Origin of the sequence: Duganella hordei, from assembly GCF_040369125.1 — a bacterium.
Classification (GTDB): domain Bacteria; phylum Pseudomonadota; class Gammaproteobacteria; order Burkholderiales; family Burkholderiaceae_D; genus Rugamonas; species Rugamonas hordei.
On record NZ_BPWI01000007.1, the window covers coordinates 334093 to 346200 of the forward strand.

11 protein-coding genes are annotated in these 12108 nt (G+C 67.6%); 5 read left to right on the forward strand and 6 right to left on the reverse strand.

All coding sequences use genetic code 11. From position 1 onward, the window contains the following. Window positions 1–220: 220 nt before the first annotated feature. Window positions 221–1276 carry a helix-turn-helix transcriptional regulator gene (locus tag ABWW33_RS18665; RefSeq protein ID WP_353403197.1) on the forward strand — a complete coding sequence of 352 codons (1056 nt, stop codon included), beginning with the start codon at window positions 221–223 and terminating at the stop codon, window positions 1274–1276. 241 nt (window positions 1277–1517) lie between these two features. After that, window positions 1518–2720, forward strand: coding sequence for a XylR family transcriptional regulator (locus ABWW33_RS18670; protein WP_353403198.1), 1203 nt, complete (start codon window positions 1518–1520; stop codon window positions 2718–2720). Here the strand turns inward: ABWW33_RS18670 and ABWW33_RS18675 are convergent. Together ABWW33_RS18675 and ABWW33_RS18680 are read right to left on the reverse strand one after the other, a co-directional pair. Beyond that, window positions 2717–2908, reverse strand: coding sequence for a hypothetical protein (locus tag ABWW33_RS18675; RefSeq protein WP_176651549.1), 192 nt, complete (start codon window positions 2906–2908; stop codon window positions 2717–2719). The two genes, ABWW33_RS18670 and ABWW33_RS18675, sit on opposite strands and share 4 nt — an antisense overlap. Window positions 2909–2938: 30 nt before the next feature. Next, window positions 2939–3238 carry a hypothetical protein gene (locus ABWW33_RS18680; protein ID WP_353403199.1) on the reverse strand — a complete coding sequence of 100 codons (300 nt, stop codon included), beginning with the start codon at window positions 3236–3238 and terminating at the stop codon, window positions 2939–2941. On the opposite strand from ABWW33_RS18680, the gene ABWW33_RS18685 reads away from it, so the two are divergent. Continuing rightward, the gene (locus ABWW33_RS18685) at window positions 3231–3968 is read left to right on the forward strand and encodes a PEP-CTERM sorting domain-containing protein (protein ID WP_353403200.1); all 738 of its coding nucleotides are present in this window, start codon (window positions 3231–3233) and stop codon (window positions 3966–3968) included. The genes ABWW33_RS18680 and ABWW33_RS18685 overlap by 8 nt on opposite strands. A 232-nt stretch (window positions 3969–4200) precedes the next feature. Continuing rightward, a complete protein-coding gene (locus tag ABWW33_RS18690) occupies window positions 4201–6504 on the forward strand; it encodes a putative bifunctional diguanylate cyclase/phosphodiesterase (RefSeq protein ID WP_353403201.1) in 2304 nt (767 codons plus the stop codon). Here the strand turns inward: ABWW33_RS18690 and fabI are convergent. Genes fabI through ABWW33_RS18710 form a run of 4 tightly spaced genes read right to left on the reverse strand, consistent with a single transcriptional unit; the run spans window position 6501 to window position 11627 of the window. Continuing rightward, window positions 6501–7280, reverse strand: a complete 780-nt coding sequence (fabI, locus tag ABWW33_RS18695) for an enoyl-ACP reductase FabI (protein ID WP_353403202.1) — start codon at window positions 7278–7280, stop codon at window positions 6501–6503. The genes ABWW33_RS18690 and fabI overlap by 4 nt on opposite strands. Before the next feature lie 2 nt (window positions 7281–7282). After that, window positions 7283–9877, reverse strand: a complete 2595-nt coding sequence (locus ABWW33_RS18700; protein ID WP_353403203.1) for an EAL domain-containing protein — start codon at window positions 9875–9877, stop codon at window positions 7283–7285. A gap of 29 nt (window positions 9878–9906) precedes the next feature. Beyond that, entirely contained in the window at window positions 9907–10755 is an 849-nt protein-coding gene (locus ABWW33_RS18705; RefSeq protein ID WP_353403204.1) for a universal stress protein, read from the reverse strand. A 29-nt stretch (window positions 10756–10784) separates the two neighbouring features. Further along, complete coding sequence (locus ABWW33_RS18710) at window positions 10785–11627, reverse strand: universal stress protein (RefSeq protein ID WP_176651543.1); 843 nt, start codon at window positions 11625–11627, stop codon at window positions 10785–10787. A 201-nt stretch (window positions 11628–11828) separates the two neighbouring features. Between ABWW33_RS18710 and ABWW33_RS18715 the strand changes: the two genes are divergently transcribed. Beyond that, window positions 11829–12108: hypothetical protein (locus ABWW33_RS18715; protein ID WP_353403205.1), on the forward strand; the 280-nt coding region annotated here is incomplete at its 3' end.

Consider the following 12108-nt stretch of genomic DNA (forward strand, 5'->3'; position numbering starts at 1 on the left):
GCGGGCTGGCGGGTATCCGACCGTGCGCTTATTGCCATATGATCATCGAGCGGGTAACATCGCGTGCAACGCCGGACCGGCAGCCAGCTCAACGTGCGACCGTCATACTCTCTGATCCAGGCTTTCAATGCATGAATTTTATAAAAAAGTACTAGTCGTGTGCTTTTGTCTGATCGCAGCAAGCGTAGTCCTCGGCTACATCTGCCTGAAACAGAGCTATTTGCAGCTTTCCCTGTTACCCTCCCGGGACAGCCCGCTGGCCTGGCAAGCCAAGCCCAGCTGGGATACGCGTCCGGGCGGCAATGCCATCATGCATCTGCATGAAACCCAGCAGCGGCTGAGCTTTGACTTCAACATTGCGAAGTCGGTCGACGCCTTTGCCGGCCCCGAATTGTTTTTCCTCGACCGCAAAGGACAGGAGATCCACGTGGACCTGTCGCGCTACAGCTCGATCTCCCTGCTGGTGAAGTGTTCGCCGGCGAACATGCTGTCGCTCAGCATTCCCACCTTCGTCGGTGGCATCTCCAAGCAGGCGGAATTTCTGAGCTACCGCACGCCGCTCGCCTATTTCTCCTGCAGCGACAACGAATCGCGTGTCGAGCTGGACCTGACCCGCCTGGAAACTCCCCAGTGGTGGTTTGCCATGGCTCACCAGGCGTTGTCGCGCCAGACCTACAAGCTCGACCGGGTGCCCAAGATCGCCATCGGCAGCACCTTCCAAAGTCCGCGGGGGGCCACCATGGACGTTCAGATCAGCGAACTGGAACTGAGGGGGCGCGACCGCCGCTACCTGCTGCTGTACGGAGTGCTGCTGCTGCTGGCCTGGAGCGGCTTTGCCGTGTGGTTTTTCAGGCAGCATGCGCTGGCGCTGATCGACGATGTCAAGGACAAGCTGCAGAAAGACTTGCCTTTTGTTGCGTATCGGCAATTATCTCTGGAGCCTCATCGCGACAAGGAGAAGATGGCCATCCTGCAATTCATCGGCAGCAGCTACGCCGATGCCGAGCTGGACCTGGAGAAGGTGATCGAGCAAACCGGAGTCAACCGCAACAAGATCTATGACATTCTGAAGACCGAACTTGGCTTCACCTTCAGCGGCTATCTGAACAAGCTGCGCCTGACGGAGGCGGCGCGGCTGCTGTCCGTAAAGGACACGGCAACGGTGGCGGAGATCGCCTATTCTGTCGGCTACGGCAGTGTTTCCTACTTCAACAAGCTGTTCAAGGAAGAGTATGGCTGCACGCCCAAGGCCTTCCGCAGCGCCTGCCCGCGCTAGCCGGGCTTCGGCTCTATCGTCACCATTTCTTCAACTATCCCCGTTTTACTAGCAATTTCGACCTGAAAGCTAGCTCGATCCAGCAGATCTTCCTATTCTCCTTGGAAAACTCCGGCCATGCCGAGAGGGTACGTTACATAAAAAAATAACGACAAGGAGGAGACGATGACCTGGATACCAACGTGCACGCTGCGGGGGGCCGGCAGCCGGTTGCCGCACCGCCAACTGGCGCCGACGTGATATGGGGGCCACGAAAACATACCGGATTGCGCTGCTGTTCAACGCCAACAAGACATTTGACCGGGAGGTGCTGGAAGGCATCGCCGACTATCTGGGCAGCACGCGGGTGGTCTGGCAAGTGTTCATGGAAGAGGATTTTTGCCTGCGGCTGGCCGGCATCGGCAACTGGCAGGGGGACGGCATCATCGCCGATTTCGACGATCCCTGCGTGGCGGCGGCCTTGTCGGACTGCCACTTGCCGGTGGTGGCGGTGGGCGGTTCCTACGCCGTCGAAGACCAGTATCCGCCCGGCGTGCCCTATGTGGCGACCGACAACTTCCAGCTGGTCAAGCAGGCGCGCGAGCATCTGATCGACGTCGGCCTGCAGCGCTTTGCCATGTTCAGCCTGCCCGAGGCCAGCGGCAACCGCTGGGCGCAGGAACGCGAGCATGCGTTCCGCCGCCTGATGTGGGGCGACCGCTGCGAAGCCGAAATCTTCCGCGGCTGCGCGACCAATCCCCGTTCGTGGGACGAGGCGGTCCTGCGCCAGATCGACTGGCTGCGCAGCTTGCCGAAACCGGTCGGCATCATTGCCGTGACTGACGCCCGCGCGCGCCAGCTGCTGCAGGCGTGCGGCATGGCCGGCATCGAGGTGCCGGCGCAGGTGGCCGTGATCGGCATCGACAACGACCCGCTGGTACGCATGCTCACCCCCATACCGCTGAGCTCCGTCATGCACGGCGCGCGCGAGATGGGCCGCACCGCGGCCCATCTGTTGAGCCAGAAACTGCATCGGGTCCGCGTGCCGAACGCGCCGGTGCTGGTGCCGCCGGCCGGGGTCAACGCGCTCGCATCCAGCCTGCACCAGCCACCCGGGCATCCGCAGGTGATGAGGGCTTGCCATTTTATCCGCCAGCATGCCTGCGGTAGTCTCAGGAGCCACCAGGTGGCGGTGCATCTGGGTGTGTCGCGTTCTTCGCTGGAGACCTACTTTCGCCAGGAACTGGGATGCAGCGTGCACGACGTCGTGCTGCGCTGCAAACTCGACGCCGCCAAGGCCAGCCTGGACAGTGGCGAGCGCAGCATCGCCGAGGTGGCGCTGGGCTGCGGTTTCGGTTCGACCCAGTATATGCACCTGGTGTTCAAGCGCGAACTGGGCTGCACGCCGCGCACCTACCGGGACCGGATGTTCGGCGCGGCTGAACTGCGGGCCGCCACCGGCTAGCGGCAGCAGCCGCTGCCGGACTTCCGGCGCGCTTCCGGGTAGGCCAGCACGCGGCGTATCGCATCGACCGGCACGTGATACGCCTGCATATAGGCCCATGCCACAGCGGAACCCTGCGAGCTCGCCAGCCAGATGCCGTGCTCCACCGCGGAACTGATGGTTTTGTTGGTGCGCTGATCGCCGTTCATGCTCAATTCCCAAGCTTAAAAAGGGAAACATTAATACAAAACAAAAAAATTCTGCGCGGCATTGCGGGGGCTGGCAGACCTCCGCAGGTTCTTGTATTCGCTCAAAGTAATTGATACAAAGAAATATAAATTGTTTTTAGAATATTTTAGTTTCTGAAAAGGTATTCTGATAGAATGGCCTCGTTGCAATGACTTTTGGTTGGTTTTAACAAAAGCCCATGCTAAAACCCAGTTCGACATGAGTGCCATCGTCGAGCTGTCGTCGGCCCCAAAATCGCCGGCAGTTTCCCCGCCACTTACCGTCAATACTGGAGCTTGCGTCATGCGCATCAAATCTATTCTGTTGTCCCTGTCCGCCATCGCCGCCCTGAGCGCCGGCTTTGCCCACGCGTCCGCCAACCTGGTCACCAACGGCAATTTCGAGTCGACCACCAACGGCAGCAACAAGCAGCTTTCTTCCACCGTCACCAACGACGCCAACCGCACCACGCTGACCGGCTGGACCAGCAGCAATGGCAACGACGGCGGCTACAACTTTGTGCTGGACAGCAGCATCGCCAACACCTACAACTCGGCCATCTGGCTGAAGAGCCAAGGCAACGGCTACAGCGCCTCGGCCGACGGCGTCAACGTGTTCGCCTCCGACGCCTTGTATTACCCGGGCACGCTGTCGCAGACCATCAACGGCCTGTCGGTCGGCAGCGCCTACACGCTGAAGTTCGACTACGCGCTGGCGCAGCAGGTAGGTTTCGATGGCGCCAACAACGGCAACTCCTGGCTGGTCGGCTTCGGCGGCGCCAGCCAGAACACCAGCGCGCTGAGCATTGCCGACGGCGGCTTCAGCGGCTGGAAAACCGCGACCATGAGCTTCACCGCGACCAGCGTCAGCCAGGCGCTGTCCTTCCTGGCCCAAGGCGGTGCGCCTGGCGCGCCACCGTTCCTGCTGCTGGACGGCGTGTCGCTGACGGCGGCCGTGCCTGAGCCATCGACCTGGGGAATGATGCTCGGCGGCCTGGGCCTGGTGGCATGGCTGGCGCGCCGCCGCGCACGGTCGGCCTGAAGTCCCTTTCCCATTCCTGAACTAGCGGTTTGCAAGTTGGCACGGATTCTGCATGTCCATGCCATGCCAGAGGTCGCGCCCGCCGTCCGCCTCCCGGCGCTTAGCTGCGGTGCAGGAATTCCATGCAGTGGTGCGCGCGATCGCCAAAGTGATCGTTAATAGGGCGTTTTGAACGTATTGCCCCGGTTCGGCTGGCAGGCGAGCACGCCTTTAACTACTGTCAGGAATCGCTATGGAGCACTCCGTTGTAACGCCTCGTCCCATCCGGCATGCGCCGGGCCAGCAGAACGACCCGGCAGGATGGGCCTGCGGCGTGGGCGCGCACGGCCTGGACCTCGCGTTCACGGCAGGCGCCGATCCCGTCGACGAGCTGGCGGGCCTGGGCCGCTGGTCGATGGTGCGCCAGACCTCGCAGATGCGCCTGTCGGCGGTTGCCTTGCAGTTGCTCGGCGTCGGGGCCGGCGACGCGGGCGAGCGCTGGGCTGCCAAGGTGGTGGCCGAGGATACGGCCTTGCTGGCTGAAACGCTGTCGGCCATCAGCCGGCACGGCGGCGCCGAAACCTGCGAGTTCCGCGTCATCGAGGACGAACAGGGGATACGCTGGCTGCGCCTGCAGGCGCTGGCGGCGGCGGAGCGGCCGGTCGCCACCGGCATGCTGACCGACATCACCGGCGCCAAGCGCGCCGCCATGCGCGAGCGCTTCAACTTCGCGCTGACCCGTTACCTGATCGGCACCGACACCTTCGACGAGGCGGTCTACAAGATCATCCACCTGGTGTGCGAGGAACTGGGCTGGGACTGGGGCGCGTTCTGGGCGCTGGAACACAGCGGCGCGGACGAGGTGCTGCGCTGCCGGCATGTCTGGCACACGGCCGACCGCGACTATGCGCAATTCCGCGCCGCGGCGACGGCGCTGGCGGTCAGGCCGGGCGAGGGCCTGGTCGGCGAGACCTGGCTGGAGGGCCGGGCGCAATGGGTCGACGCCAGCGCCACGCACGCCGACATGGCGCGGGTGCAGGCGGCGCAGCGCTGCGGCCTGCAATCGGGCTTCTTCTTCCCGGTGACCTATGTCGCCGCCGACGGCGCCCTGCATTGCGCCGGCGTGCTGGAATTTTTCAGCGTCGCGCCGCGTCAGCGCGAGGCGCAGCTGCCGGGCCTGGCCGAATCGATCAGCGCGCTGATCGCCCAGACCGCCCAGCGCATGATCCAGCAGGAGCGGGTGCGGGTGCTGGCCCAGACCGATGAAATGACGGGCCTGATCAATCGCGCCCACTTTCATGAACTGCTGGACGCCGCCTGCGAGCAGGGCAGTCCGTTCGGCCTGTTGTACATCGACCTCGACCAATTCAAGCCCATCAACGACGGCTTCGGGCACGCCGCCGGTAATGTGGTGCTGTGCCAGTTCGCCGACCGGCTGCGTGGCCTGGCGCCCGCCGGTGCGGTGGTGGCGCGGCTGGGCGGCGACGAGTTCGCACTGATGGCGCCGGCCGGCCTCGGCGAGTCCGCGCTCGACGAGCTGGCCGGGGCCGTGCTGGCGGCGGCGCGCACGCGCTTCAATTACATGGGCCACGAACTGTCGGTATCGGCCAGCATCGGCGTCGGCCTGTTCCCGCAGCACGCCCGCGACACGGCGCGCCTGCTGCACGCGGCCGACGTGGCGATGTACGTCAGCAAGCGCAACGGCCGCAACCTGGTCAGTTACTTCGGCAGCGAAAACGATATGCAGCAAGGCGCCGTGGCGGCCCAGCTGCTGATGCTGTCGGCGCTGCAGGATGCGCTGCAGCGGGATGAATTCTTCCTCGAATACCAGCCGATATGCGACACGCAGGACATGCGGGTGGTGGCGCTGGAGGCGCTGATCCGCTGGCGGAAAGCCGACGGCAGCGTGGTGCCGCCGGACCAGTTCATCCCCGTGGCCGAACAAAGCCGGCTGATCGTGCTGATCGGGCGCTGGGTCATCGAGCAGGTGTGCCGCGACCTGCCGCTGCTGCAGGCGTCCGGCATGCCGCAGATCCGGGTGCACGTCAACATGGCCGCGCCGGAATTTCTCGACAGCGAACTGCCGCGCGAGCTGATGGCGATCACCGCCGCCGCCGGCATCGCGCCGGACCGGATCTGCCTGGAGCTGACCGAGGGCGTCATCATGCAGCGCATCGAAAAGGCGCTGCCTATCATGACCGAACTGGTGCGCCTCGGCTTCGAGATCGGCCTGGACGATTTCGGCATGGGCTATTCGTCGCTGTCGCTGCTGAAGGCCTTGCCGATCAGTTCGCTCAAGATCGACCGCCTGTTCCTGCGCGGCGTGCCGCACGAGTCCAACGATTGCGCCATCGTGCGTTCCATCATCGACCTGGGCCGCAACATGAAGCTGCGCGTGGTTGCCGAGGGCGTGGAAACCGATGCCCACCTCGGCTTCCTGCGGCAATTTGGCTGCGCGCTGGTGCAGGGCTACCTGCCGGGACGGCCGGTGCGGCTGGCGCCGTTTCTCGCTTCTATACCTGAAGCCGTGATCGGCGGCCGGCGCGCCGCGCGCTAATTGACCGCGTGGTAGCCGGCGTCGACGTAGATGGTCTGGCCGGTCATGCCGCTGGCCCCGTCGCCGGCCAGGAAGGCGGCCAGCCGGCCGATCTCGTCCAGCGTCACCAGCCGCCGCAACGGCGAGCGTTCACGCGCGCGCTGCATCAGCGCGTCGAACTGTTCCAGCCCCGTGGCCGCGCGCGTGGGCACCGGGCCCGGCGACACGGCGCTGACGCGGATGCCTTGCGGCCCCAGTTCCAGCGCCAGGTAGCGCACCAGCGACTCCAGCGCCGCCTTGACCGGGCCCATGACACCGTAGTGCGGCACCGCTTCGTCGGCGCCCAGGTAGCTCATCGTCAGCAGGCTGCCGCCGCGCTGGCGCAGGTGCGGTTCGCAATGGCGGGCCAGTTCGGCGAACGAGTGGCAGGAGATCTGCATCGCGCGCAGGAAGCCGGCGCTGCTGCTGTCGGTGACGCGGCCGTGCAGGTCGTCGGCCGGCGCCCAGGCCACCGAGTGGATCGCGAAATCCAGGCCGCCCAGCCGGGACGCGGCCTGCCGCACCAGCGCGGCGAGGTCGCCGGGCCGCTCGACGTCGCAGGTCAGCAGCGGCGCGCCGATGGCGGCCGCCACCGGTCCGGCGTAGGGCATGGCGGCGTCGCCGGCGCAGCTCAACACCAGCCGCGCGCCCAGTGCGGCGGCCGCGGCGGCGCAGCCGCTGGCGATGCTGTGCTGGTTCGCGACACCGATGATCAGGCCGCGTTTTCCTTCCAGCGAGAACGGCGAGGGCAGGGACATGGTCAGGCTCCGGACAACGGGTGGTGGCCGGCCGGCGCCAGGGGGGCGTCGTCGCCGAGCATGCGCGCCAGCGCGACCGCGGTCACCGGCTCGCTGAAATAGTAGCCCTGCGCCTGGTCGCAGCGCTGGCCGCGCAGGAAGTCGCGTTGCTGCGGCGTTTCCACGCCCTCGGCCACCACCGTCAAGCCCATGCTGTGGGCCAGCGCGATGACGGCGCCGGCGATGGCGGCGTCGTCCGCGTCGTCCGGAATGTCGCGCACGAAGGAGCGGTCGATCTTCAGCGCGTGGATGGGGAAGCGCTTCAGGTAGGACAGGCTGGAATAACCGGTGCCGAAATCGTCGATGGCCAGCTGCACCCCCATGTCGCTGAGGCGCTGCAAGGTCTGGGCCGCGCTGTCGGGGCGCTCCATCAGCACCGTTTCGGTGATCTCGAGCTCCAGGCAGCGGGCGTGGCAGCCGGTGTCGGCCAGCACCCGCGCCACCATCGCGTCGAGGCCGGGCTGGCGGAACTGGCGCGCCGACAGGTTGACGGCGATGCGCACGTCGCGCAGGCCGGCGCGGCGCCAGGCCACGTGCTGGGCGCAGGCGGTGCGCAGCACCCATTCACCGATCGGCACGATCAGCCCGGTTTCCTCGGCGATCGGGATGAAGGCGTCGGGCATGACCAGCTGCTCGCCGGCCGGATGCCAGCGCAGCAGCGCCTCGACGCCGACCACGATGCCGCTGCCGAGGTCGATCTGCGGCTGGTACATCAGCTGCAGCTCGCCGCGCTCGACCGCGTGGCGCAGGCCGCTCTCGAGCGTGAGCCGGTCCAGCGTGCGCGCGTTCATCTCGTGCGAATAGAACTGGTAGTTGCCGCGGCCGAGGGCCTTGGCCTGGTACATGGCGGCGTCGGCGTTCTTGAGCAGGGTCTTGCCGTCGGCGCCGTCCTTCGGATACATGCTGATGCCGATGCTGCTGGCCGGCGACAGCTCGTGGCCCAGGATCAGCATCGGCGCGAACAGCGCCTCGAGGATCTTCTGCGCCAGCGCGCCGGCGGCGCGCTCGTGCGGCAGGTCGGCCAGCAGCACGACGAACTCGTCGCCGCCCAGCCGCGCCACCGTGTCGGCTTCGCGCACGGCCTGCTGCAGCCGGCGGCCGACCTCGACCACGACGCGGTCGCCGGCGTCGTGGCCCAGGCTGTCGTTGATGGTCTTGAAGCGGTCCAGGTCGAGAAACAGCAGCGCCGCCTGGCGGCCGCTGCGGCGCGCCTGGGCGATCGCCTGGCCGATGCGGTCGAGCAGCAGCGTGCGGTTGGCCAGGCCGGTCAGCGCGTCGTGGCTGGCCAGGTGCAGCAGCTCCTCCTCGAACTGCTTGCGCTGCGAGATGTCCTCGATCACCGCGACCAGGCTGGCCTGGTCGCCGGCCGGCCGCATCGCCGCCACCGTGGCCTTGACCCACACCGCGCGGCCATCCTTGCACAGGTAGCGCTTTTCGCGGCTCGAGCTTTGCAGCGCGCCGGCGGCCAGGCTGCGCAGCAGCGGCGCGTCGATCTGCCAGTCCTCGGGCGAGACGATGTCCGACAGGCGCAGCCGCAGCAGCTCATCCTCGCTGTAGCCGACGATGTCGAGCAGCTTGCGGTTGACCCGCAGCCAGCTGCCGTCGGCCGACACCTCGGCCAGTCCCACGGCGGCCTGGCCGAACGCGGCGCGGTAGCGTTCTTCGCTGTCGCGCAGCTCGGCGCGCGCCTGCATCGGCGCGGTGATGTCCTCGGCGATCAGCAGCAGCAGGTCTTGCTTGTCGAGCAAGGTGCGCGACAGGCAGCAGCGCAGGTGGCGCGGGCCGTCGGGCAGCGTCACCGTCAGCTCGCGCTGGTAGGCCGGCTGGTCCAGCCCCTCGGCGATGCAGGCGCGCAGCGCCGCATCGCCGACCAGTTCGTCGTAGCGCAGGCCGGCGCCGCCGCGCTGCCCGCCCAGCATGCCGAGCATGGCCTGGTTGACGGTGCGCACCGCGCCGCCGCCGTCGACCACCATCACGCCGGACGGCATGCTGCTGATGATCTGCTCCGAGTAGTTCTTCAGCCCCAGCAGTTTGCGGCGGCCGGCCTGGATATAGGTGTCGAGCGCCAGGCTCATGTCGAAGTTGACCACCTTGAACAGCGCGCCATAGGTGGGCAGGAAGGTGTCGGGGCTGTCGCGCAGCAGCTCGCGCAGCACCGGCGCCAGGTCGGTCAGGTATTTGCGGTAGCCGCCCAGGTACCACACCGGGGCCAGGCCGATGCGCTGGTGCACCAGCCCCACGCGCAGGCGGTTGCGCACGTAGTCGTCGCCGTAGTCGCCGGCGGTCAGCGAGCGGAAGTAGCCGGCCTGGACCCGGCGCAGCCGCGCCAGCGCCGCGCCGTCGCCCAGCAGCGGCCGCAGCACCGGCATGCTCAGCAGATGCGTGTAAAACGCTTCGATGACGGGCTCCAGGCGCGGCTGCAGCAGCGGATGGATGCGGCGCAGCAGCGCCAGGTCGTCGGCGCCCAGTTCCAGATACCGCAGGCGCAGCGCGATCTCGCCGGGGGACGGCATCATGTCGCCGGCGCTGCGGTCCAGGTCATCGGTGGTTTCGGTCATGCACGCCTTTCGGGTCGTTGTTCAAGGGGTCAATGGGCGATCAGCACCGGCAGCGTCATGTCGCGCAGCACGGTGCGGGTGGCGCCGCCCAGCAGCGTCTCGCGCGCGCGCCGGTGGCCGTAGCCGCCCATGACCAGCAGGTCGCAGCGCAGTTCGGCGGCCACGCACAGCAGCGCGTCGCCGATATCGGCGGTCGTGAATTCGCGCATCACCTCGGCGCGCACGCCATGCCGCGCCAGGAACAGCGCCATGTCGGCGCCCGGTTCGGCGCCATGCCGGTCCGCTCGCGCTTCGGCGTTGAGCACCAGCAGTGTCGCCTTTTGCGCCAGTTTCAGCAGCGGCAGCGCGTCGCCGATGGCGCGCGCGGCTTGCCGGCTGCCGTCCCAGGCCAGCAGCGGATGGCGCAGGGGACCTTCGGCATCGCCGTCGTCCGCCGGCCTGCACGGCGCCAGCAGCAGGGGCCGGGCGCAGTTGAGCAGCAGCTCCTGCGGCAGGTCGCGGATGGCGCCGGGCGTGGCCGCCTGCGGGTCGGTCTGGCCCAGCACCAGCAGGTCGTGGTAGGGCGCCTGCAGCAGCAGGGCATCCTCCGGGGCGTCATCGGCCAGCCGCGAGGTGGCCGCGTGCAGGCCGGCGCGGCGCGCGATGGCGTCGAACGCGGCCAGGCTGGTCTGCGCCTGGTCGCGCCAGCGCTGCAGCTGTTCGGGCACCAGCGGCCCTTGCCGCAGCGGGTCGCTCAAGGGCGTGAAGCGGGACAGGCCGGTGCAGGCCAGCGCCGTCAGGTGCGCGCCGCAGGCAAGCGCCAGGCGTACCGCCAGCGCCATGCGGGCGGCGGCGGCCGGGGTCTGGTCGGCGTGCACCAGGATCGAACGGTAGGACATGGCGGCACTCCTTGGTGGCGGGCGGCGCGTCAGTGCGACATCAGCACCGGCAGCGTCATCGATTGCAGCAAGCGGCGCGTGACGCCGCCCAGCACCATCTCGCGCCAGCGCTGGTGGCCGTAGGCCCCCGCGACCAGCAGGTCGGCGCCGACGTCGGCCGCCAGCGACAGCAGCGCGTTGCCGACGTCCATGCCGGGCGCCGTGGTCTGTTGCAGCACCTCGACCTTGACGCCGTGGCGCGCCAGGAACAGCGCGATGTCGGCGCCCGGCTGTTCGCCGTGCACGCCGTACTGGCGCTCGGCATTGAACAGCGCCAGCGTGGTGCGCGCGCTCTTGCGCAACAGCGGCAGCGCGTCGGTGACGGCGCGGGTGGCCGCGCGGCTGCCGTCCCAGGCCACCAGCGCGTGGCGGTCCAGGTGCGGGAAGGCGCCGGCGTACGGCACCATCAGCACCGGCCGGCCGCCGTACAGCGCCACGTACTCGGGCAGCTTGCGCAGCATGGCCAGGCCTTCGGTGGCGGGATCGGTCTGGCTGAGCACCACCAGGTCGGCGTAGCGCGCCTGCAGCACCAGGCCGACCTCGGGTTCGTCGTCGCTGTAGCGGCGCTCGTAGCTGACGCCGGCGGCGCGCGCCTGCGCCTCGAAGCGCTCGAGCGCCTGTTCGCCGCGGCGCGTGATCTCGTCCAGTTCCTCCTGCGGCAGCGGCCCGGCGAACGTCGCGCCGCTGTTGCGGTAATACTCCATGGTCAGGCCGGTCAGCGCCGCGCCGATCAGGTGCGCGTCCTGGCTGGCGGCCAGCTGGGCGGCCAGTGCGATGCGCGTTGCGGCGTGGGATGACTGGTCGACATGGACCAGGATGGTTTTGTATGACATGGCAGACTCCTTCAAATGGCGGCAGGGCCACGGGATGCGGGAATCTTCAGGCTATCAAAGCCTATCTTCAAATTTTATGATCTGGATCAAACTTCGCCGGATCGGCCGCCATTCCACCATTATTTGATCTGGCGCATTTTTTTTCGCGGTCCCGCTGCCTACGCTTGAGGTAGAGCCCGGACAGGCCAAATGGGAGAAAAAATGCTTACCCGCTGCAATAGCCTGAGCGTGTATTTCGCGCTGCTGCTGCTACCCGGCCTGCTGATCGGCGGCGTGGTGCTGCTGTTGCTGAACCAGCGCGGGGAAACCCAGCTCGAAGGCAGCAGCCTGCTGGCGGCCAGGGGGCTGTCGCGTGAACTGGACCAGTCGATGGCGCGCATGCGCTCGACCGCGGCGGTGCTGGCGGCCGCGCTGCCGGCCAGCGGCGAGCCCGACGGCGCGGGCCGGCGCCGGCTGCTGGCCGCGCTGCCCGCCGGGGCGG

Bases quoted from the DNA above. Each gene is read 5' to 3' on its own strand.
- fabI (WP_353403202.1), bottom strand. From the start codon at position 7,280: ATGTCCCTGCCCTCGCCGTTCTCGCTGGAAGGAAAACGCGGCCTGATC.
- ABWW33_RS18705 (WP_353403204.1), bottom strand. From the start codon at position 10,755: ATGTCCTACCGTTCGATCCTGGTGCACGCCGACCAGACCCCGGCCGCC.
- ABWW33_RS18675 (WP_176651549.1), bottom strand. From the start codon at position 2,908: ATGAACGGCGATCAGCGCACCAACAAAACCATCAGTTCCGCGGTGGAG.
- ABWW33_RS18700 (WP_353403203.1), bottom strand. From the start codon at position 9,877: ATGACCGAAACCACCGATGACCTGGACCGCAGCGCCGGCGACATGATG.
- ABWW33_RS18670 (WP_353403198.1), top strand. From the start codon at position 1,518: ATGGGGGCCACGAAAACATACCGGATTGCGCTGCTGTTCAACGCCAAC.
- ABWW33_RS18685 (WP_353403200.1), top strand. From the start codon at position 3,231: ATGCGCATCAAATCTATTCTGTTGTCCCTGTCCGCCATCGCCGCCCTG.
- ABWW33_RS18690 (WP_353403201.1), top strand. From the start codon at position 4,201: ATGGAGCACTCCGTTGTAACGCCTCGTCCCATCCGGCATGCGCCGGGC.
- ABWW33_RS18680 (WP_353403199.1), bottom strand. From the start codon at position 3,238: ATGCGCATGACGCAAGCTCCAGTATTGACGGTAAGTGGCGGGGAAACT.
- ABWW33_RS18710 (WP_176651543.1), bottom strand. From the start codon at position 11,627: ATGTCATACAAAACCATCCTGGTCCATGTCGACCAGTCATCCCACGCC.